The following is a 20,532-nucleotide window of genomic DNA, read 5'->3' on the forward strand; positions in this document are numbered from 1 at the left end:
TGATCAATTTCGTTCGCATTGAATCGGCCCTGGTGTATAGAAAAGCCAGACTGCCCGCAATGGATTGTGAATCCACCTGACTTTTTAGACCGAAATGTCCGGCAGTTATGGGTCGGAAAGCGACGATCTGGCCCAGACCGTCGCAGTGGATGATTAGACTTCTGTCTGCTCGGCCATTTCTAGAGCATCGTCCACCTCGATGCCCAAGTACCTGACAGTGCTTTCGAGCTTCGTATGACCAAGCAAGAGTTGTACTGCTCTCAAATTTTTGGTCCTGCGATAGATCAACGATGCCTTGGTTCGCCGTAGCGTGTGAGTACCGTACATGGTTGGGTCAAGGCCGATGGCGGTCACCCACGCTTTAACTATTCGAGCGTACTGTCTTGTGTAGAGATGGTCTGAGTCGTGCAAACGGCTAGGGAACAAGAAATCCTCGCTGCGGAGGTGAGCTTGATGCATCCAAGCCTCCAGAACCGTTCGAGTTTGCTCAGTGATTTCAAACTGCACTGGATGCTGAGTTTTCTGCTGCATCACGATGGCCCGTGACGAAACATGCTCCCCATGCGCAATGTCTCGCACTCGTAGCTTGGTTAAGTCACAGGCACGCAGTTTGCTATCGATGGCCAAGTTGAAGAGAGCCAGATCCCGTGTCTTCTCCGCAAGCTGAAGCCTGATTCGAATGGCCCAGATGTCTCTGACTCGGAGCGGGGCTTTCTGCCCTACAAGCTTTCCCTTGTTCCAAGGCTGATGGCGACGTAAAGCAATAGTGTTCATGGCTTGTCCTCCAGGTTGAGGGAGGACAAGGGTGGATCAATCGCAATGCGTAGAGTCGCTATTCGACCCATTGAAGACGCTCGATGATGCGAGAAGACGATTTATCTTTACCTAGATACGCGGACCTTGGGTGGATGAGGTGCCACCATCGATCTGACAGTCCAGCTGTAAAGCCCATGAAACAACAGCTTACAGTCGAGAAACTAAATACTGGATAATTAGCAATTCGTACCTACGCTCTTCGCGGGGGATCCAATTTTTAAGGACGGTCGGGGGCTCGTCTCAGGGTACTCACGCAAGTACGCAGGAGCTCAACATGAACCGGACAAAGTTATCAACGGCGTTCGCTGTATCAATACTGTTGTCTGCAGTGGTTTTCCCCGGCCTCTCTCAAGCCGCCGACAAAACAGCCCCTAACATTGTAGTCATCATGGGTGACGATATTGGCTGGTCCAACATCGGTGTCTACAACCAGGGCATGATGGCCGGTCGAACACCCAACCTCGACCAGCTCGCGGCTGAAGGCATGCGTTTTACCGACTACTACGCCGAGGCCAGTTGTACCGCCGGGCGGGCCAACTTCATCACCGGCGAACTGCCGATCCGTACCGGGATGACCACTGTTGGGCAGGCCGGTTCTCCCATAGGTATTCCCGCCGAAGCCGTGACCATCGCTACAGCGCTGAAATCCATGGGCTATTCCACGGGCCAGTTCGGCAAGAATCACCTGGGAGATCTCAACGAATTCTTGCCCACCGTGCACGGGTTCGACGAATTCTTCGGCTACCTCTATCACCTCGACGCCATGGAAGACCCGGCGCACCCCAACTATCCGCAGGAGCTTCTTGCCACCGTTGGCCCGCGCAATATGGTCCACAGTTGGGCGACCACCACCGATGACACCACGGTCATGCCGCGCTGGGGTAAGGTCGGCAAACAGAAAATCGAAGACGCCGGCACGCTCTATCCGGAACGGATGAAAACAGTCGACGACGAGATTCGCGACAAAGCCTTTGCCTTCGTCGACAAGGCCAAGCAGGACAACAAACCGTTCTTCCTCTGGCTGAACCCGACCCGCATGCACATCGTCACGCACCTGTCTGACAAGTACGAAGCCATGCGCAACTCGCAAAATGGCTGGTCGGAACAGGAAGCCGGCATGGCACAGCTCGATGATATCGTCGGTGACGTCATGGCCAAGCTGAAAAAAGACGGCATGGATGACAACACCATTGTCATTTTCACCACTGACAATGGCGCGGAAAACTTCACTTGGCCGGATGGCGGCACCACGCCGTTCGCCATGGGCAAAGGCACCATCATGGAAGGTGGATTCCGGGTTCCGGCGATCATTCGTTGGCCTGGCAAGGTACCGGCCAATCAGATTGCCAACGGCATCATGTCCGGTATGGACTGGTTCCCGACCCTGGTCGCGGCGGCCGGTAACCCGAACATCACTCAGGAACTGCTCAAAGGCAAACAACTGGGCGACCGAACCTACAAGGTGCATCTTGACGGCTACGACCAGACACCGATGATCACGGGCAAGGGGCCGTCGACCCGTAATGAAATTTTCTATTTTGGCGAGAGTGCGCTGGGTGCGGTGCGAATAGGCGACTACAAATATCGCTTTGTTGACCAGCCAGGCGGCTGGATGGGCGCCAAGGTGGCGGTCGACGTACCGATCCTGACCAACCTGCGCCTCGACCCCTTCGAACGTATGGGTTGGCCGGAGAATCAGGCCGCGCAAGGTTCGCAGCAGTATTTCGACTGGTTCAAGTACCAGTTCTGGCGCTTCGTGTTCGTCCAGCAGCAAGTCGCCAAGCTGGCGGAAACCGCTATCGAGTTCCCGCCGATGCAAAAAGGCGCGAGCTTCAACCTCGATTCGGTAAAAGCCAAGATCGCTGCGGCCCGGGCGGAGATGGCCAAGTAAGCAGTCGGGTAAACGGGTGGTCGGTGTTCGCCACCCGTATTCATATCGCCATTGTCCAATGGCGCAGGGTTGAGCGTTGAAACCGCCTAGTTGAATGCCTTGAGGAAGCGTGGTTCACCGCTCCAGAGGAGTCTCGATTGAGGTTGACTGAATTCCGCAGGGCGTGAAGTTGCGGGTCAGCAATGGCTGAAATTGGCCCAGAGTGTGTAAAAACGCCTCCGCGAACCCTTGCTATGATTTCTAAGGATTACATCGCTGGGATTGCCCATGAAGCGCTTTATTCAAGGTGAACACCGAGGTCAAGGCACGTTGCTTCCCGAAAGCCTTGACGACTACGTCAGCGATACCAATCCGGTGCGCGTAGTCGACGTCTTTGTCGACGAACTCGACCTGGTCAAGCTGGGTTTTGAAGGCGTCATTCCCGCCGATACTGGGCGGCCTGCTTACCACCCCGCGATCCTGTTGAAGATCTACATCTACGGCTATCTCAACCGCATTCAATCAAGCCGACGCCTGGAGCGAGAAGCCCAGCGCAACATCGAGTTGATGTGGCTGACTGGTTGCTTGATGCCGGACTTCAAAACCATCGCCAATTTCCGCAAAGACAACGGCAAGGCCATCCGCGGTGTGTGCCGCCAATTTGTGGTGCTGTGCCAACAACTGGGGTTGTTTTCCGAAGCGCTCGTTGCCATCGACGGCAGCAAGTTCAAGGCGGTGAACAATCGAGACCGGAACTTCACCAGCGCCAAACTTCGACGGCGAATGGAGGACATTGAGTCCAGTATCAATCGCTATCTGACAGCACTTGATACCGCAGACCGTCAGGAACCTTCCGTAGCTCAGGCCAAAGCCGAACGCCTCCATGACAAGATCTCGGCCTTGAAAGCCAAGATGCAGGAGCTCAAGCAAATCGAGGTACAGCTAAACGAAACGCCGGATAAACAGATCTCCCTAACCGATCCTGATGCTCGCTCGATGAAGACGCGCGGAACAGGAATGGTCGGCTACAACGTCCAGACTGCAGTTGATGCGAAGCACCACCTGATCGTGGCGCACGAGGTGACGAATGATGGCGTTGATCGAGACCAACTGAGTTCGATGGCAAAGCACGCACGAGAGGCCATGGGTGTCGAAGAACTGTCGGTAGTCGCAGACAGAGGGTATTTCAAAGGCGAAGAAATACTGGCGTGCCATGAAGCTGGAATTACCGTTTTCGTGCCCAAGATACTGACGTCGGGAGCGACAGCGGCTGGTCGATTCGGCAAAGGTGATTTCATCTATGACACCTCAACGAATGAATACCGATGCCCAGCCGGGCAAAGCTTGATCTGGCGTTACGCAAGCGTCGAGAAGGGGTTAAAACTACATCGCTACTGGAGTTCGAACTGCCGCAATTGCGCCTTGAAGGAACGTTGCACACCCAGCTCTGAGCGGCGAGTTAGCCGTTGGGAACATGAGTCGGTCGTCGAGGCGATGCAGAGTCGTCTTGATCAAGCACCAGAAATGATGCGGATCCGCCGCCAAACAGTGGAGCATCCCTTCGGCACACTGAAGTCCTGGACGGGGGCCACGCATTTCCTCACCAGAACCCTTACCCGGGTGAGCACGGAGATGAGCCTGCATGTGCTCGCCTACAACTTCAAACGCGTGCTACGGCTGTTGGGCAGTGATGCCTTGATGGCGGCAATGAAGGCCTGAAGCCTTTTGAGCGGTGCGACAACCGCATTTAGCAGGTACCCGCTGGCACAAGTCCCGATATCAATACAGCAACATTGATTTGGCTTGGATGAGGCCCCTGGAGACTTCCAGCGCAGCGAAAAACCACCGATTACCCAATCCTCTGCATCCAAAGTGTTTTTACACGCTCTGGGCCGATCTCTGCCGGTCAGGGCCACGAAGGGTACTGGTCAAAGCCGATGCAAATGACTGATTAGTTGAATGCAAATGGGTGGGCAAGTCCGTGCAATTACCCAGTTGCATCGGAGGTCCAGTATTTAGTCCTACTGTTCGACTCAAGAGGCTGGTTTATGCGTGCCGCGCATACCGCGTGACTTGTAAGCGTCTGGAGTGAAAGGCGGTCGAGAGTGCTCAGGGGCTCTGTGGCGTGCCAGGGGGAACGAAAGGGCTGCGCTGGGGCGGACTGTATTGCCGACGTCTCAGATTGTCTGAGGGAGGCTCTCAAGCTGACAATTTAAATTAGATTAAAACTATTCAGTTTTGGGTCCGGTGCCGAAAGTCCGTTGGACGCCTTTCAATCACACTGCCGAAGCGCCTTGGTCCAGAAATGGTCCAGCGATCATAAAATCGCAGGCAATAAAAAACCCCAAGGACACATTGTTTCTTGGGGTTTCTCGGTATTTTGGTGCCCAGAGACGGAATCGAACCGCCGACACGGGGATTTTCAATCCCCTGCTCTACCGACTGAGCTATCTGGGCAACGGGGCGCATTAAACGTTCTTTGCTGCTGAGGCGTCAAGCTCGAAATCAAAAAAAATCAATGGATATCTATACTTACGAGTACGTTTGGCGCCATCACCGTTAGAACGTGTGAAAAAGCATCAGCCCGCCCTCTGCATCGGGGCTTGCGTCAGTGAAGCCTTTGACTGCGTACAGTTGGACCTTCCACTCATGATTGAGCCTATGGGTGAGGAACAGGGTGAACTCCTGAATTTGTGAACCGGTGGAGACAACTTTCTGCCTCCAGTCGTAGGAAGCACCTGCTGAAGTACGTGGGGCCACGGGAATGGCGAAGCCGAGGCTGGCAAACACCGGGTCGTCGAAATTACTGTCGGGTGGGTCGCCGAACTTTTTCCAGCCCAGGGTCGCGAAACCGGTCACCGAGCCGAAGGCCTTGGCGATATCGACTTGAGCGCTATAGTCGACTTCGCCGGTGCCCAGGCATTGATCTTCATCTGCAGTGGGGAACTTGACCTTGCCGATCAAGTCCAGCAACAGACCGCCCTCACTGCCATCGAGCAACGCATAATCGACGCTGGTGACCGTATCGCCCAGGCCGCTTTCGACGTCCCTGCAACCGCCGGGCAACGGGTCACCGTTCGGGCCGACTTCGGGATTGGTGATGCGCAACCAGGGTACGGTGACCTTGTACGTCATGGGACCGGTTTCATACTTTGCGACCACGGGGACATACCAGATCTCCGACGTGGTGCCCGTACCATAGTCACCGCTTGAATAATCCATACCGATGGCTGTGCTGAAAGTATCGGCCAGGGCCGGCACGGTGAAGCTTGCCAACAGGCTGGCAAGAAGGGAAAGCATGGGTCTCATCTGCACCTCAAGGTCCCGTTGAGAAGTGTGATCGAACTTACCCAGCCTAGTTGCTTATTTACCGGTTGTAGAATGGCCGCATCGGGTGATTTAGCGGCCAGATCGATCCGGGAGGTCTACTTTTTCGACTTTCTCTACCTTTTCCACCTTCTCAGGCTTTTCGACCTTTTCCACTTTTTCGGGCAATTCGACTTTTTCTACCTTTTCAGGTCGCTCCACCTTTTCGACTTTCTCGACCTTCTCGGGTCGCTCCACCTTCTCGACTTTCTCGACCTTCTCGGGTCGTTCCACCTTCTCGACTTTCTCGACCTTCTCGGGTCGCTCCACCTTCTCGACCTTTTCTACTTTTTCAACCTTCTCTACTTTTTCGACCCTCTCGACCTTCTCGGACCGTCCGCTATGGTCCTCATTCTCGGGTTGCTCCACTTTCTCGACGCGTTCTGACTTTCCGGATTTATCCACTGACTCGGATTTTCCAGACCTGTCCACCGTCTCGGATTTTCCGCTGTCGCTACGATCGCCCCCGTGGCTCCCATCGCTGATGCCTTCACTGCCGTCACTGCCGTCACTGCGCAGGCTTGCATCGTGCCCTCCGTGACCGCTGCTGTTGGAGCTGCCTGAATCATCGGCACTGCGATCAGTATCGGCATCCGTGCGGTTGTCTCGCCCGGAATGGCCCCTGCCCGAGGTATCGGGGCGTTCGTTCTGGAACTCGACACGGGTCGCCCGAACGTCACGGGTACCCATGAACACCCCGTTCACCCGAACGCGCTGATCCAATCCCACCCTGGAGGACTGTTCGCCTACAAATACGGTGTCGCGCCCCAGTGTCACATTGAAACCTGCGACCACCAGGTGTCGATCCTGTCGCCTCTGCACCAGGCCTTCGATCACGGCCTCATGCACGCCACCGGCAAAAGGCAGGCTCGGGTCTGGACGGCTTTGGGCGACTTCCAACTGACGACCGGACCACTGGCCACGCACCAGCACTTCTTGCGCCGGTGCCACACGAGTCCCCAGTTTCAACCCCTGGAGGGTGCCGGTACGATCGACCGAGCCAATGGCGCTGGCTTCCTTGAGGCCCGGCGCCCGTTCGATGCGGCTGGCCACGACTTCACCGTTGGCATCGCGCAGACCACTGACTTTGACCGGATCCCCCGGACGTAGCCCTTCAGCGACCCGCGCCCCCGCGGCAAGGCGCACGGGTTGCCCCATGACCCGCAGTGGTGCCGACGCATTAGGCAATGCCGTCAGCGGCCCTTCATAGACGTTCAGGATCGAGATACGCCCGGCTTGCAGGCCTCGCTTGGTGGCGAACGCTTGCACCGCGACAACCTGCCCTATCGCCAGGTTAGCGCTGCTGGAGGATGCGCCGTTTTCACTTACCGGCACGTCTTTGCCGAAGTGCACTTCCATGCCATTGACGCAGATCGAGGCGAAGCCTGTGATGGTGCCGACGATACCTGTGCCGCCAGTACCTCCCGGACGCAGGATCGGTGCGCCCGTGCCGCCCACGCCACCGCGGCTGCGATCGATGTGGGTGCCATCCACGCCGTCAGCCACCGCGCCCGTACCGCCGGTACCGCCCGGACGCTGTTGCAGCGGCGCACCGGTGCCACCCACGCCCCCGTTTTCACTTTGGATGCCTGTACCGCCCACACCGCCAGCCTTTGCCCCGGTTCCGCCCATGCCGCCCGGAAACTGCAAGTCCGAAGCGCCCGCCATGCCCATTTCATCGCGACTGACACAGGCCGGTGCTGCCTGCACCCATGCCGCAGGCACCAGGTTCAGTCCAAGACCCAGGACAAGAGTGAAGACACTGAAGCAACGCTTGAGAGAAATCATGGGGACGTCTTCGGCGAATCGGGATCGGTGGGCTCAGTGTAGAAATAAAGTCCGATCGTGATGCGCTGTTGTTGCTCGGCAGGCAAATCAGGGGTGTCGAGGTCTGCTGCCAGCCGGTTGAAACTGAGCAGGGTTTGCATCCCCTCCTTCGTCACGGCCTCGCGCAAAGTATCGACGCTGGCAACGGTCAGGGCATCGTAGTGCACGCTGCGTTCGAAGAAAGGCTGACCTTCCCCGCTCAGGTTATGCACCGCTGCACTGGCATGATCGTGCAGGTTGTGGCCCAGGTACGCGGCTTTTTCGTCGAAGCCCTTCTGTGGCACGAACGCCTGGGTTTCAAGGTGCACGCAGTCCTGGTCGTCGAGCCGCACGACGCCCAGGCGCAACCATTCGTCGAGCACCACCCGCGCGCGGATGTCTGTACTGACCTTCGCCACCAGGGCGTCGAAAGAGCAGTCCCCTCCCGCACTGGCCAGACGCGGCAAAGGTAATGCCTGACCGGCATCGGTACAAAAAGGCCCACAGCGGGTCCAGGCGTTGACCAACTGTGCGCCTAAGGTAATGTTTTCCGGCAGCGCCGAGAACGAGGTGTCGCTCTCGTTGCGCAGTCGCCGAACATCCTTGCGATGAACCCCCGTAAGCAGGCTGATGCGACTGTCGCTCGGGACCTTGTCGTCCAGGCGAAACTCCCGGTCAGCCACATCGACGAACACCTCCTTGAGCAAATCAGCGAACACCGTATAGGTGATCCCTTTGCGCAGCATCAGGCGCACCAGAGGGCGCATGACCCGCCGCAGGGCTCTTAACAGGGAAGGAGGTAAGGTGGGCGATTGCATTGAGCGCATTCCTGAACAGATAACCCCAGTATAACGGCGCGGGAAAAAATCCCATACGAGTTGGTAACCACTTTATTCAGGGATAGCTCTAAGCGCTCACTGCAATCGCGTGGAGTGGGGCTGTGATGGGCTGGGCCCACGCCTCATACAAAACCCGCCCCCCATGGTTTTGTATGAGATCCCGTCAGCGTGATTCAGCTCCTGCTGTTGTCATCCCCTGGTTCGCCGCCGACGTGAACGCCGCGGTCATCGCCCGGTTCGCCACCCACATGGTTGCCACGATCATCGCCAGGCTCACCACCAACGTGATTGCCATGGTCGTCGCCAGGCTCGCCGCCAACATGATTGCCATGATCGTCTCCGGGCTCGCCACCGACATGATTGCCATGATCATCGCCAGGCTCGCCACCCACGTGATTGCCATGATCATCCCCAGCCTCAGCATGGTTGCTGCTGCGCCCGGAATTCGAATTCCCGCTGTGGCTCGAGCCCGCATCGCCATGGCTGCTGCCACTATGACCACCACCGTCGCCAGAATGCCCGCCGCCGCCACTGCCGCCGCTGCCACCTCCACTGCCGCCGCCGTTTCCACCATGACCGCCTCCACCTCCGCTTCCGCCGCCGTTTCCACCGTGTCCACCGCCGCCGCTACCGCCACCACCGTTTCCGCCGCCACCGCCTCCATTACCACCATGGCCACCGCCGCCGCTGCCGCCTCCGTTTCCACCGTGGCCACCGCCACCGCCACCGCCGCCTCCACCGCCATGGCCGCCACCTTCTTTGGCGTAAGCACTGGAGCCATGAGAAATCGAATCGGGAATCAAAACGATGGACGCCGACAGCACGCCACCAATGGCCATCGCCAATAGAGCCCTTTTGAACAACTTATGAATTTGCATTTTCCGTCTCCTGGTCATTACCGCGAGAAACGCCAAATCGAGTGTTAATCGTTAGAACTTTTTCTGGAATTCTGTGCGTGGGATTTTTTCCCACACGAAATTAATAGACCTCTTTTCACAGAGGTTCAAGCGGCGTACGGAAAAGTCGACCAATGGTTGGTCGTGAAGAAATCGCAAGAAGGGAAAGATCGGGGTCAAAAAAAACCGGGGTCAGACCACATTTGGAATAAATGGTGGTCTGACCCCGGTTAGGTAGGGCTTACAAGGCAACGCTGTCAGAAGTCGAAGAACACCGTTTCCGATTCACCTTGAAGATGAATATCGAACCGATAGGCCAACTTCCCTTCAACCGTGCAGCGCCGGGCAATCAGGGATTCACGCCGGTGGGGTTGCTCGATGAGATTCAGGACGGGGTCCACGGCATTGGCTTGCGGTTCGTCGTCAAAGTACAGACGGGTGTGCAAGTGGATGTTGATGCCCCGGGCAAACAGCGCCACGTTGACGTGGGCCGCCATCGGAACGCCCGCGGCGTTGTTCACGATGCCGGGCTTTACGGTGTTGATCGTCCATTCACCGGTATCGGTGGTGGCGGTACGGCCAAAACTGTTGAACGGTTTTTCCAGGTCGTAACCGGTGTCATAGACGCCATCGTGATTAGCCTGCCAGAGCTCCAGAAACGCGTCGCGGATCAAGTGTCCATTACCGTCATAAACGTGGCCCAGCAACAGAATATGCTCGCCTGGCGCGCCAGGTTTGGCCATCTCGCTCCAGATTTCCTGCTCACGTTTCGGGTTGCCGGCAGCTTCCAGCGCCAGGCCGATGTGCACATAAGGGCCGGCCGTTTGCGATGGGGTTTCAGGCAGAAGTTGAACGGGCATGCGCAGGCCTCCTCAGCAGTTTTCGAAGTGAGTCTTGCGCTGGCCGCGCAGGACGATATCAAAGCGATAAGCCAGGCAATCCATAGGATTGGCCATGCTCATATCAAGCCTGGCGATCAGGCTCTGCACCGCGTCCGGATTGGCAATCGACTTGACGATCGGGCACATCGGGATAAGCGGATCACCTTCGAAATACAGCTGGGTAATCAACCGCGTCGCAATGGACGGGCCGCTGATGGAGACGTGGATATGAGCCGGTCGCCAGTCGTTGGGGCCGTTGCGCCATGGGTAAGGACCGGGTTTGACGGTGCGGAAACTGTAGTTGCCATCGCGGTCGGTCAGCGCACGGCCAACACCGCCGAAGTTCGGGTCAAGCGGCGCCAGGTAGCTGTCCTTTTTATGGCGATAACGGCCACCGGCATTGGCTTGCCACATTTCCACCAGGGTGTGGGGAATCGGCTTGCCGTATTGATCGCAAACGCGGCCGGCGACGATGATGCGCTCGCCGATGGGCAGGCCGCCATTGTTGAAATTCAACAACAGGTCGTTGTCGTACCGCCCCATCTTCAGATGAGAAAAGTCCGGACCGCTGCTTTCGGACACCGATTGCGGGATGCTCACCAGCGCCTGACGCGGTGAACGCAAAATCGACGTCTTGTAGTCAGGGGTCAGGGCTTTGGGATGCCAGTTACGGTCACGAATGACGAAGCGGCTATCGTGCGCATCAGACATGTCGTTTTTCCTGTTCTTATGGTTGGACGGGGGCAGCCGCTGCACGGACAGCGACTCTTGGCCCCCAGTTTCCACTGATGCGGGTCCATCCAAAATTGAAAAAAAACACCCAATCCATATCCAAATGGTTATGGATATTGTCCTTCGCGATATTCCTGCCCGATCTCGCGCAAGGCCTTCACACACCACTGCACCGCGGGTGTCAGCGGCAACGCAGGGTTGCTGCATAGCCCCACCGAACCGCCTGGTTCACGCATTCCCAGATTCAACTCCAGCAATTCACCTTGCCTCAAGTCCTGCCGGACAGCGTCGAGGGGCGCAACCCAGATAGCCTCACTGCATTGCACGTAACGCCGGCTCATGGCCACCGACAGCGTTTCCAGGCGTTGGCGTGAAGGCGTTATCCCGTGTTGCACGAACAAGCTGTCGGCGAACTTGCGGATCGTCGTTCCCGCCGACGGCAATACCAGCGGATAGTCTTCGAGATTTTTATGCCCCAGTGGATCGCTGAGAACCGGATGGCCTGCACGTACCACCAGAGTCATGGACTCGCTGTAGAGATGTTCGAACGTCAGCCCGGAAATCAAGGCGCTATCGGTCATTCGACCCACCACCAGGTCCAATTCGCCGACCCGCAGTTGCGAGAGTAAATAGGCACTGGGGCCGGTCATGACACTGACCACCAAAGCGGGGTGGCGCTCGTGCAAGCGACGCACGACTTCAGGCACCAGCAGACTTTCGACGGTGGACAGCACACCGAGCTGCACGGTGATCGGCTCATGTCCACCGGAGCGCAAACTGTTAACCCCTTCGCGCAGCGACTGCACGCACGGCCCGGCATAGCGCATAAAGGCGGTGCCGGCCTCGGTCAGTGTCGACCCTTTTTTACTACGCTCGAACAGGGTGGCTTCCAGCAGGGTCTCCAGCTCCTTCAGGGTCTTGGAAAGCGCAGGTTGGCTGATCGCCAACTTGTCGGCCGCACGTGCCAGGCTGCCCTGGCGCGCCACCTCGAGAAAACACACCAGATGACGGAATTTGATGCGGGTGTCGATGTTCAATTGGGTGCTCTGACTTCGTGGAATGGTGTGCCGGGTGTTGGATGAGGGGCGACATTGTTGCGCTGTTCATTTTTCACTTCAACGGCGCTATTCACACAGTGAGTGATTGCTAATTGCCCGATTGTAACGGGTCGCGAGCAGCAGGAATCACGAAAATCAAACGTTGGGTCTGACGTATTGATAGTGAATGGGCCGACGTCTTCGCGGGCAAGCCCGCTCCCACAGGGGTTGGTGGCGAACATGAAAACTGTGTACGCCACAAATCTGTGGGAGCTAGCCTGCTAGCGATGGTCGCCAACGATGACGCGGGATGTCTGAATACCCGCGTAGCCCTGACGTTTCTCGCGAGCAAGCTCGCTCCTACAGGTGGTGCCTCCCGAGCCAGCGGCGATATTGCCGCAAAACAGCGGCCGGCTGCCGTCTGCCGGGCTGGTGCTGATGAGCAAGGCATAGCCGCCCTTGGTCAAGTCGCTCAGCGCCACCGGTGCCTGGGCCCAGTACTGGGTACGCGGGGCCAGGGATGGGTAGTCGACGCTATTGGCCTGATGGGTCTTGTAGGCCGGTTGCGCCGCCAGCTTCTGGCAGGTGCCGGCATAAATAGCCGTGTCAATGCGGCTGGAGAGGGCCAGGTCGTGCGGGACACCACCGAGGGTGAGCCAGATACTGGTTTGGTTGCCCACCGGGCTTAAGGTGGCTCGAGCGATATGCTCTGCGTTTTGCGGGGTCGCTTGAAGGGGGACATCGACAATCTCGGATCGGCTCACACAACCTGAAATAGCCCCTACGGCTACGACTATCGCCAGCCAAGACGTTCTGTTCATCACAGATCTCCTGATTTGAGGTGCGTTGCTTTCCCCCCCCTCTCATCAGAATGGCCGGTATTAGTCGCACGAAGTCGTTGATGTGCGGTTATCGGCCAAAGCACTGCAATGTAAAAAATCCCGGCGTCCACTTTGCTCGGCGGGATTTATATTTTTGGGCAGCGAGCAACTGCCCTTATCGTAATACCGGCCAGCCACTGAAACTGGGAATGGCGGTGATGCAGTTCGTATATTGCTTGCACAGCCTGTCGTTTCGAGGTTCGGGCGGTGCTGCCAGCAACGAGGCAACTATCAGGACCAGAATCGACAGCGGAACATAATAGGCAACATGATTTTTTATTTTCATTATGAGTGCTCTCATGATCTTTGGAACGCCCCTGCGCAGTCGCAGGCAAGCGTCTGCTTCCCATCGAGCCCTCTTCAAGCGTCAGGCCGCTTGAAGAGGTTTACCGCCAATCAGCGCTCGTCGACCGTGATGAATTCGCGACGCTCGGCCATGCTCGCCGGCACCTGATCCTCGTCGGTGAAGAACTGCTCGTACCACTCGCGCAACTGATAGACCGGGCCGTCTGTTTCGGCCAGCACCGGCTTGTCGATGCGGATTTTGTGCTTCCAGATCACCACGTCCTGGTAGAACGAGTCGCGGTTACCCATGACATAGGCCTTCGCCACTTCCTGGTTCTGCTCTTCTGTCCAACCCGGTATCCGCTTGACCATGCAACCAAAGCGCAGGTCGAAGCTGTTCGGTGTCACCGGGACGTGACTGTTGAGCAAAATCGCGTGGATGCGCACATCGCCGAACATCGAGCTGATGTGAGTGAAGTGCGTGGCGGGACCGTAGTAGGCCGATGGCGCGATCAGGTCGCCGCCCAGGCGCTCGGAGTCGCCATGGAAAATCTGATGACCGATGTGGCCTTCGAAGACGTTGGCGAAATACTTGGTCGGCGTGCCGTGCACCGGCCCGAAGTGCTGGGCGTCCACCAGGTTATCGACCAACTCCCGTGGGTTGGTTTCGATATGCATGGTGTCGATGTTCCAGTCATGAATCCACTCCGGATCATCCATCTCCGGCAGGTGCGGAATGATCACGCCCTCTTTCGGCGGACGGCCTTCGGGGTTGTTCCAGACGAACAGCAGGTTGTTTTCCACGCAGGTCAACCAGCTGCGGGTCTTGGCTTTGGGCGGAATGCGTTTGCAGTATGGGATCTCCACACATTTGCCACCGGTGTCGTATTTCCAGTGGTGAAACGGGCACACCAGTTTGTCGTTCTCGATGGTGCCTTGGGACAGGTCTGCACCCATGTGCGGGCAATAGGCATCCAGAACGCTGATGGTGCCCTGGCTGTCGGCAAAGGCCACCAGACGGGTGCCGAACACTTCCAGGGTGTGTGGCTTGCCGTCACGGTAATCACTGGCGTTGCCCAGGCAATGCCAGCCGCGCGCGTAACGGTGGGTACGCTGGGCGTTCTCGATGCTGATTTCAGCGAGTTTCGTCATTGTTATTGTTCCTCGGTTGCAGACGTCGGGGTAAGCAATGCCCCCAGAAAATAAAGGGTGATCCCATGGCAAACATGATTGAGCAGCCGCGCAAGGCCGACATCCTTCAATTGGACTAGGTCAAATGCGATCAACTCTCAGCGGGCGCCCGCTTGAAAACGGGCGCCCTGCACTACGGTCACAGCACTACGGTCACTGGCCGAAGCGGCGAGCGGCCTCCGGGCCAAAGTCGCGGGGGCTGAAACCGGGCTTGTTCAACTGGTAGCCGTTGCGCTGCTCGTTGATCAGGTTGAACGCCAGGTAGCTGCCGGCATTGAGGTCGTAGTACAGGCCTACACCGGCCTGCGGTCGCTGGGTTTCATAGGCGTAGAAAAAGTTGAGCATCGAGGTGCGCCACAGCTCGCCCCGGTTGTCGTAGTTGTCGGCGAGCATGGGGAACCAGGTGTCCTCGTCGATGTACAACTTGCGCTTGCCATAGAGGTGGCGGTAGCCCGGCTTGAGGGTGCCTTCCAGTTCCCAGACCCGATGGCGCTCAAAGCGCAAGGCATCGGGGTTGATGTGACCCGGGGTCAACAGGTCGGCGTACTTGAGATTGGCCGCGTGCAGGCGATAGGTGTCGTAGGGGATGTACATCTCGCGCTTGCCGACGATCTTCCAGTCATAGCGTTGCCCCGAACCGTTGAACAAACGCACCTCGTCTACGGTGATCGAGCCGCCACTGCCAGGGAATGACATGTCGAAGCCATACCCCGGCGACTGCCGCACGCGCCGGGTGCCGGGATCGTAACGCCAGGACTGGCGCGGTTCGGTCTTGTCGTTCCAGAACTCCGTGCCGGTGTTGATCTCGCCTTTGTCCCGTTGCGGCAACAAGGTCTCGTTGAGGTAGAACGACGAGTTGCCGGTGGTCTCGCCAATCTTGCCCGGCTCCAGCCCCGGCGCCAGGTTGCGTGAATGCACGCGCCCCCAGTTGATGTTGCCGTCCTTGAGCACATAGGCGTTGTCGGAGACGTACTCCTCGGTCCAGGCGCGCAAGGTGAAGGTCGAGGCATTTTTCAGCAGCTCCAGACCGCTACGGGGAACCGGGAAGGCTGTGCCACCGGTTTTGCCCACGACGCCTTCGCCGTCATCCACCAGACGCGCGATGCTGGCGTTCTCGCGAGTGGCTTGGCACACCGCATCGTTGAAGCGGAAATCACGATGAGTGGGATAGATCGGCATCTTGTAGGTGCCTGGGTACAACTTGAACAGCGCCTTTTGCCCGTCGGACAGGTAGTCGCCGTATTGCGCCATGTTCTGCGCGGTAATCACGAACAGCGGCTTTTCGTCGGGATACGGATCCACGGGATGGTTGCCAGTGCCCTTGAAATCAACGTGGGGCGGTACGCCCAGCCATTTACCGCTGAACGCCGGGATGCTGCCGTCGGCATTACCAGCCTTTTGCGCTCCCACACACGTCAGGTCCTTGCCCAGGCGCTCGACGTCCTCCGGTGCAGCGTGGGTCGTGCCGATGAGACTGCCTCCCAGCAATATCGCCAAGACCCGGCCACGGTTCTGAAAACTGCCGATCATTTTTATTCTCCTTTTCGAGGTTCGACATGGGTTGCCCAGTATCGACAGGCCAGGAGACCGCCAGCATCGTCCGCACGGACTAACGCATTTTCGTGCAAGGGTGGGTCACAGCCGGGACGCTGAAGGTTGCGGCGCGCCCAGGGCCACCACACTGTTGAGCATGATGCGCACCAGCTCGGTCTGGCGTCGCACGCCGGTTTTGGAAAAAATCGAACGCAGGTGTGCCCGTGCAGTATTGCGGCGGATGTTCAGCGTCTCCGAGGCTTCCTCCAGCGACAGGCCGTTCGCCAGTTCCAGCGCCAGTGCGGTTTCCGCCGGGGTCAGGTTGTACAGTTGCGAGGTCAGCACCGCACTCACCAGTGACTTGCCCACCGCATCGCGCACATACACCACCACCGTGGGCTTGCCAGTGCCTTCGAGCAGTTCCCGGGATGGAATCAACTCCACCACCACCCCAAGGCTGACCTGCCCTGAAGGCCGGGAAATCGAAGTCGCCTCGGCCATTTGCACGCCTTTGCCGGCACCCTGTCTGGCACCCTGTCTGGCACCCTCTCTGGCACGTTGAAAGGCGTTGCGCACCAGGCGCGACAACTCGCGATTGTCGCTCGGATAAGTCGCCTCCAATCGACCACCGACAACCTTGAGGCCGTCCTGGCTATCGAGAATCTCCCGGGCCACGGGATTAAGTTGCACCACCGTGCCGTTCTCATCGAGCACGATGGTCGCCACCGCCAGGCGGTTGATCGTCTGCGAATACAGACTGCCCAGCGACTCGCTACGATCGAGCAACGAATGCATGTGCAAGGCCCGGCGCAAGTGCGGCAACAACATCGCACACATGGCCCGCTCGGCATCGCTGAAACGCGGCTGTTCCTTGGGTCGATTGATCCGAAAGCGCACCGTACCGCCATCCGGCATGCGGATATCGGCACCGAGCATGTGATAGCAACCGTAGGGTTCGCAATACAGCAGGTAAAACGCTGAGCTGGCCCATTCGGCATCGCTCATCAGTTCGTCGATGGTGAACACCGTGTCGGTACTCAGTCGCTCGAACAGGGAGGATTTGGCGTAATAGGCGTAATGATTGATCCCGCCCTCCCCCAGTTCGACGTCCCCGGCGACGATCATCGGCGAGAGCAGCGGTTCATCCTGGACGCGCAGGATCAAGGTCACGAAATTGGCCTTGAACAAGGCCCGCACCTCACGCAATGAATCGTTCAGGCAACGGGTGTCCATCGCCGAGTCGTAGATGTTGCCGATGATTCGTTCGTATTCGGCCAGTTCCAGGCCCATTTGCGCCAGGACTTCTGCATTGGGCAGACCACTTTGCATAACCATTCCCCGGCAGAGGGCCTGACCGTCAGGCCCTCATGGTTTCAGTTGAAACAGCGATGCCTCACGGCAGCTCGAACAGACCGGCGGCACCCATGCCACCGCCGATGCACATGGCGATCACCACATAGCGCACACCGCGCCGCCGTCCTTCCAGCAAGGCGTGGCCGACCATCCGCGCGCCGGACATCCCGAACGGATGACCGATGGAAATCGCGCCGCCATTGACGTTCAGGCGCTCGGCGGGGATGTGGAGCGCATCGCGGCAATGCAACACCTGGCTGGCGAAGGCTTCGTTGATCTCCCACAAACCGATGTCCGCCACACTCAGGCCGAAGCGCTTGAGCAGTTTGGGAATGGCAATCACCGGCCCGATGCCCATTTCTTCCGGCGCACAACCACCCACCGCAATACCACGGTAAATGCCCAGTGGCGTCAGGCCACGGCGGCGAGCCTCGGCCCGGCTCATCAGCAGGCTGGCCGACGCGCCATCAGAAAACTGCGAAGCGTTGCCGGCAGTGACGAACTCGCCCTGCTCGATCCACTTGCCGTCTTTCCATACCGGCTTCAATCCCGCCAAATCTTCAAGGCGCGTGTTGGGCCGGTTGCACTCGTCACGCGTCACCTGCACGCGCTCATGACCATTGGGCTGACCGTCCGGGGCGAACAACAATTTGTCCACGCTCAGGCTGACGATTTCCTCGTCAAACAAGCCATCGCGTTGCGCGGCGGCGGTGCGTAGCTGGCTTTGCAGCGAGTACTCATCCTGGGCGGCGCGGCTGATGCCATAACGGCGCGAGACGATCTCGGCGGTCTCGATCATCGGGATATAGGCGCTGGGCACCACCTGCAACACGGCTTCGGACTGGGCGCGGAAGCTGTTCTTGTGTTTGGTCTGGGTCAGCGACAGGGATTCCACGCCGCCACCGATGGCGATGTTCATTTCGCCGGTCATGATGCCCTTGGCCGCCACCCCGATACTCATCAGGCCCGAGGCGCACATGCGGTCCAGCGCCATGCCCGGCACAGTGTCGAGCAAGCCGCCGGTATAGGCGCAGAGCCGGCCAATGTTGTAGGCCTGGGTGCCCTGCTGCACCGCCGCGCCCATGATCACGTCCTCTACATCAGCCGGCTCGATGCCGGCGCGCTCGACCACCGCGCGCACCACATGGCCACCCAGCACCGGGGCCTCGGTATCGTTGAACGATCCGCGAAACGACTTGGCCAGTGCGGTACGGGCGGTGGCGACGATGACAACTTCATTCAGGTCCATGACAAGCTCACTCGGAAATTGGGTTGAAGGTGTAGCGGCTAATGGTGTCGATCACGCAACCGGGACGCGCCTGGCCCTCGACTTCCACGGTGATGCGCACCACCAGTTGCACGACATCGCCCAGTGGCTCGGCGCGGATGATCTGGCCGCTGCCACGCACCCGCGAATCGACCTTGACCGGCGCCGGAAAACGCACCCGATCGCTGCCGTAATTGACGCCCATCGCCATGTTGTCGAGGGTCAATAACTGCGGCATGAACAGGTTGGCCAGGGACTGGGTCAGGTAACCGTGGGCAATACAGGCACCAAACGGACCGCTGGCGGCGCGAACCGGATCGACATGAATCCACTGGTGATCACCGGTGGCTTCGGCGAACAGATCGATGCGCTGTTGGTCGATGGTCAGCCATTCGGTGTGGCCCAGGTCCAAACCTTCGGCCGCCAGCAAGGCTTTGGCAGAGCTGAAAACGTGACTCATGATTCAATCCTCAAGCCTGTTGCGAACTGACGGACAGCACTTCGCCGACCATGTACGAGGCGTAGTCGCTGGCCAGGAACATCATCACGTTGGCCACCTCCCAGACTTCGGCTGCGCGGCCGAATGCCTCACGTCCCGCCAGGCTGGCGAGCAGCTCTTCGCTGGAGGCTTTCTTGAGGAAGTCATGCAGGGCAATCGAGGGCGAGACCGCATTGATACGCACGCCAAACTCGGCGGCTTCCAGGGCACTACAACGGGTCAGCGCCATCACCCCGGCTTTTGCGGCCGCGTAATGGGCCTGCTCCTTCTGCGCCCGCCAACCGAGCACGGAGGCGTTGTTGACGATGGCCCCGGCGCCACGGCGCTGCATGTGCGGCAGCATCGCCCGGGTCATGCGGAAGGTGCCGGTCAACGTCACATCCAGCACCCGCAGCCACTCTTCGTCGCTCATTTCCACAACACGCTTCTGACCACCCAGGCCTGCGTTGTTGATCAACACATCGACGCCGCCCAGCGCCTCTTCAGCGGCAGCCACCAGGGCCTGGACTTCGTCTTCGACCGTGACATTGCACAGCTGGCCATAAATCGCCTGCAGACCGGTCTCGGCCTTTAGGCGCTCGACCGCTTCTTCCAGGCGGCGCGGATGGACATCGGAAATCATCAACGCCCGACAACCCTCCTCGGCACTGCGCCGGGCCGCCGAATAACCGATACCGGCACCGGCGGCCGCCGTAATCAACACCGACTTGCCGGCCAGCAACTGATGACCGGGAACATAAGGGGGAGCTTGTTTCACAGCGTCTACCTCTGAGGGAATCGATACGCTGTAGTTGTACGGGCGGGGGTGTTTGGGCACATCGTCAAAATGGGGTAGAAACAGGCTTGAAGCACCGCGGTGCTTCAATCGCTGGCAAGCCAGCTCCCACAGGGTTTTGAGTAGTACTCAAACTATGGGTCCGACCCGGTAACTGTGGGAGCTGGCTTGCCAGCGATGGCGGCGTCACATTCGACATCTTCCTTGAATGTGAAGGCCCTATCGCTAGCAGGCTAGCTCCCACAGGGGGTCATGGGTTGGTCACAGAACTTGCGATCAACCAAAAAACAGTGTGGGAGCTAGCCTGCTAGCGATGGCATCAACACAATCAACATCTTCCTTGAATGTGAAGGCCCTATCGCTGGCAAGCCAGCTCCCACAGGGTTTTGTGTCATACGCAAATTATGATACCGACGCCGTAACTGTGGCTGGCTTGCCAGCGATGAGGCCCTGATTTCCAACATCATCTGAGGCTGACACACCGCCTTCGCGAGCAAGCCCGCTC

At 58.5% G+C, this 20,532-nt stretch carries 17 protein-coding genes and 1 tRNA gene; 2 read left to right on the forward strand and 16 right to left on the reverse strand.

All coding sequences use genetic code 11. The features are described 5' to 3' along the window. Positions 1 to 153: 153 nt before the first annotated feature. A complete protein-coding gene (locus tag ACRESJ_RS28010) occupies positions 154 to 774 on the reverse strand; it encodes a tyrosine-type recombinase/integrase (protein ID WP_431760768.1) in 621 nt (206 codons plus the stop codon). Positions 775 to 1,090: 316 nt separating this feature from the next. Here ACRESJ_RS28010 and ACRESJ_RS28015 point away from each other — a divergent pair, with 316 nt between their 5' ends. Together ACRESJ_RS28015 and ACRESJ_RS28020 are read left to right on the forward strand one after the other, a co-directional pair. Further along, positions 1,091 to 2,707, forward strand: a complete 1,617-nt coding sequence (locus ACRESJ_RS28015; RefSeq protein ID WP_431760769.1) for an arylsulfatase — start codon at positions 1,091 to 1,093, stop codon at positions 2,705 to 2,707. Positions 2,708 to 2,974: 267 nt separating this feature from the next. After that, positions 2,975 to 4,405, forward strand: coding sequence for an IS1182 family transposase (locus ACRESJ_RS28020; protein ID WP_431760770.1), 1,431 nt, complete (start codon positions 2,975 to 2,977; stop codon positions 4,403 to 4,405). 662 nt (positions 4,406 to 5,067) lie between these two features. Here ACRESJ_RS28020 and ACRESJ_RS28025 read toward each other — a convergent pair. The 15 genes from ACRESJ_RS28025 to ACRESJ_RS28095 form a co-directional block, all read right to left on the reverse strand. Next, positions 5,068 to 5,143: transfer RNA gene (locus ACRESJ_RS28025), tRNA-Phe, on the reverse strand. 102 nt (positions 5,144 to 5,245) lie between these two features. Beyond that, a complete protein-coding gene (locus ACRESJ_RS28030) occupies positions 5,246 to 5,995 on the reverse strand; it encodes a hypothetical protein (RefSeq protein WP_431760771.1) in 750 nt (249 codons plus the stop codon). A 90-nt stretch (positions 5,996 to 6,085) separates the two neighbouring features. Continuing rightward, complete coding sequence (locus tag ACRESJ_RS28035) at positions 6,086 to 7,840, reverse strand: DUF5666 domain-containing protein (protein WP_431760772.1); 1,755 nt, start codon at positions 7,838 to 7,840, stop codon at positions 6,086 to 6,088. Further along, positions 7,837 to 8,676, reverse strand: a complete 840-nt coding sequence (locus tag ACRESJ_RS28040) for a DUF6502 family protein (protein ID WP_431760773.1) — start codon at positions 8,674 to 8,676, stop codon at positions 7,837 to 7,839. Before ACRESJ_RS28040 ends, ACRESJ_RS28035 begins: the two co-directional genes overlap by 4 nt. Before the next feature lie 194 nt (positions 8,677 to 8,870). After that, positions 8,871 to 9,575 (reverse strand): hypothetical protein, encoded by a 705-nt coding sequence (locus ACRESJ_RS28045; protein ID WP_431760774.1) that lies wholly within the window; start codon positions 9,573 to 9,575, stop codon positions 8,871 to 8,873. Positions 9,576 to 9,850: 275 nt separating this feature from the next. Continuing rightward, positions 9,851 to 10,453 carry a protocatechuate 3,4-dioxygenase subunit alpha gene (gene pcaG, locus ACRESJ_RS28050; RefSeq protein ID WP_431760775.1) on the reverse strand — a complete coding sequence of 201 codons (603 nt, stop codon included), beginning with the start codon at positions 10,451 to 10,453 and terminating at the stop codon, positions 9,851 to 9,853. 12 nt (positions 10,454 to 10,465) lie between these two features. Then, positions 10,466 to 11,185, reverse strand: a complete 720-nt coding sequence (gene pcaH / locus ACRESJ_RS28055) for a protocatechuate 3,4-dioxygenase subunit beta (protein WP_431760776.1) — start codon at positions 11,183 to 11,185, stop codon at positions 10,466 to 10,468. Between the two features lie 128 nt (positions 11,186 to 11,313). Continuing rightward, the gene (gene pcaQ / locus ACRESJ_RS28060) at positions 11,314 to 12,243 is read right to left on the reverse strand and encodes a pca operon transcription factor PcaQ (RefSeq protein WP_431760777.1); all 930 of its coding nucleotides are present in this window, start codon (positions 12,241 to 12,243) and stop codon (positions 11,314 to 11,316) included. Positions 12,244 to 12,524: 281 nt separating this feature from the next. Further along, complete coding sequence (locus tag ACRESJ_RS28065) at positions 12,525 to 13,064, reverse strand: hypothetical protein (RefSeq protein WP_431760778.1); 540 nt, start codon at positions 13,062 to 13,064, stop codon at positions 12,525 to 12,527. Positions 13,065 to 13,520: 456 nt separating this feature from the next. Continuing rightward, positions 13,521 to 14,561, reverse strand: a complete 1,041-nt coding sequence (locus ACRESJ_RS28070) for a Rieske 2Fe-2S domain-containing protein (protein ID WP_431760779.1) — start codon at positions 14,559 to 14,561, stop codon at positions 13,521 to 13,523. A gap of 192 nt (positions 14,562 to 14,753) precedes the next feature. Beyond that, positions 14,754 to 16,130: a DUF1329 domain-containing protein gene (locus tag ACRESJ_RS28075; protein WP_431760780.1), complete on the reverse strand. Its 1,377-nt coding sequence runs from the start codon at positions 16,128 to 16,130 to the stop codon at positions 14,754 to 14,756. A 105-nt stretch (positions 16,131 to 16,235) separates the two neighbouring features. Next, complete coding sequence (locus tag ACRESJ_RS28080) at positions 16,236 to 17,462, reverse strand: helix-turn-helix transcriptional regulator (protein WP_431760781.1); 1,227 nt, start codon at positions 17,460 to 17,462, stop codon at positions 16,236 to 16,238. Between the two features lie 64 nt (positions 17,463 to 17,526). After that, positions 17,527 to 18,735, reverse strand: a complete 1,209-nt coding sequence (locus ACRESJ_RS28085) for an acetyl-CoA C-acyltransferase (RefSeq protein WP_431760782.1) — start codon at positions 18,733 to 18,735, stop codon at positions 17,527 to 17,529. 7 nt (positions 18,736 to 18,742) lie between these two features. Next, complete coding sequence (locus tag ACRESJ_RS28090; protein WP_431760783.1) at positions 18,743 to 19,213, reverse strand: MaoC family dehydratase; 471 nt, start codon at positions 19,211 to 19,213, stop codon at positions 18,743 to 18,745. Positions 19,214 to 19,223: 10 nt separating this feature from the next. Next, positions 19,224 to 20,009, reverse strand: a complete 786-nt coding sequence (locus ACRESJ_RS28095; RefSeq protein WP_180206730.1) for an SDR family oxidoreductase — start codon at positions 20,007 to 20,009, stop codon at positions 19,224 to 19,226. Between the last annotated feature and the right edge of the window lie 523 nt (positions 20,010 to 20,532).

This window comes from Pseudomonas sp., assembly GCF_050739655.1.
In the GTDB taxonomy this organism is placed as follows: domain Bacteria; phylum Pseudomonadota; class Gammaproteobacteria; order Pseudomonadales; family Pseudomonadaceae; genus Aquipseudomonas.

Excerpts from the sequence above, each read along its gene's own strand:
- ACRESJ_RS28020 (WP_431760770.1), top strand. The coding sequence starts at position 2,975 with ATGAAGCGCTTTATTCAAGGTGAACACCGAGGTCAAGGCACGTTGCTT.
- ACRESJ_RS28035 (WP_431760772.1), bottom strand. The coding sequence starts at position 7,840 with ATGATTTCTCTCAAGCGTTGCTTCAGTGTCTTCACTCTTGTCCTGGGT.
- ACRESJ_RS28085 (WP_431760782.1), bottom strand. The coding sequence starts at position 18,735 with ATGGACCTGAATGAAGTTGTCATCGTCGCCACCGCCCGTACCGCACTG.
- ACRESJ_RS28090 (WP_431760783.1), bottom strand. The coding sequence starts at position 19,213 with ATGAGTCACGTTTTCAGCTCTGCCAAAGCCTTGCTGGCGGCCGAAGGT.
- ACRESJ_RS28045 (WP_431760774.1), bottom strand. The coding sequence starts at position 9,575 with ATGCAAATTCATAAGTTGTTCAAAAGGGCTCTATTGGCGATGGCCATT.
- ACRESJ_RS28070 (WP_431760779.1), bottom strand. The coding sequence starts at position 14,561 with ATGACGAAACTCGCTGAAATCAGCATCGAGAACGCCCAGCGTACCCAC.
- pcaH (WP_431760776.1), bottom strand. The coding sequence starts at position 11,185 with ATGTCTGATGCGCACGATAGCCGCTTCGTCATTCGTGACCGTAACTGG.
- ACRESJ_RS28010 (WP_431760768.1), bottom strand. The coding sequence starts at position 774 with ATGAACACTATTGCTTTACGTCGCCATCAGCCTTGGAACAAGGGAAAG.
- ACRESJ_RS28040 (WP_431760773.1), bottom strand. The coding sequence starts at position 8,676 with ATGCAATCGCCCACCTTACCTCCTTCCCTGTTAAGAGCCCTGCGGCGG.
- ACRESJ_RS28065 (WP_431760778.1), bottom strand. The coding sequence starts at position 13,064 with ATGAACAGAACGTCTTGGCTGGCGATAGTCGTAGCCGTAGGGGCTATT.
- pcaG (WP_431760775.1), bottom strand. The coding sequence starts at position 10,453 with ATGCCCGTTCAACTTCTGCCTGAAACCCCATCGCAAACGGCCGGCCCT.
- ACRESJ_RS28075 (WP_431760780.1), bottom strand. The coding sequence starts at position 16,130 with ATGATCGGCAGTTTTCAGAACCGTGGCCGGGTCTTGGCGATATTGCTG.
- ACRESJ_RS28030 (WP_431760771.1), bottom strand. The coding sequence starts at position 5,995 with ATGAGACCCATGCTTTCCCTTCTTGCCAGCCTGTTGGCAAGCTTCACC.
- ACRESJ_RS28015 (WP_431760769.1), top strand. The coding sequence starts at position 1,091 with ATGAACCGGACAAAGTTATCAACGGCGTTCGCTGTATCAATACTGTTG.
- ACRESJ_RS28080 (WP_431760781.1), bottom strand. The coding sequence starts at position 17,462 with ATGCAAAGTGGTCTGCCCAATGCAGAAGTCCTGGCGCAAATGGGCCTG.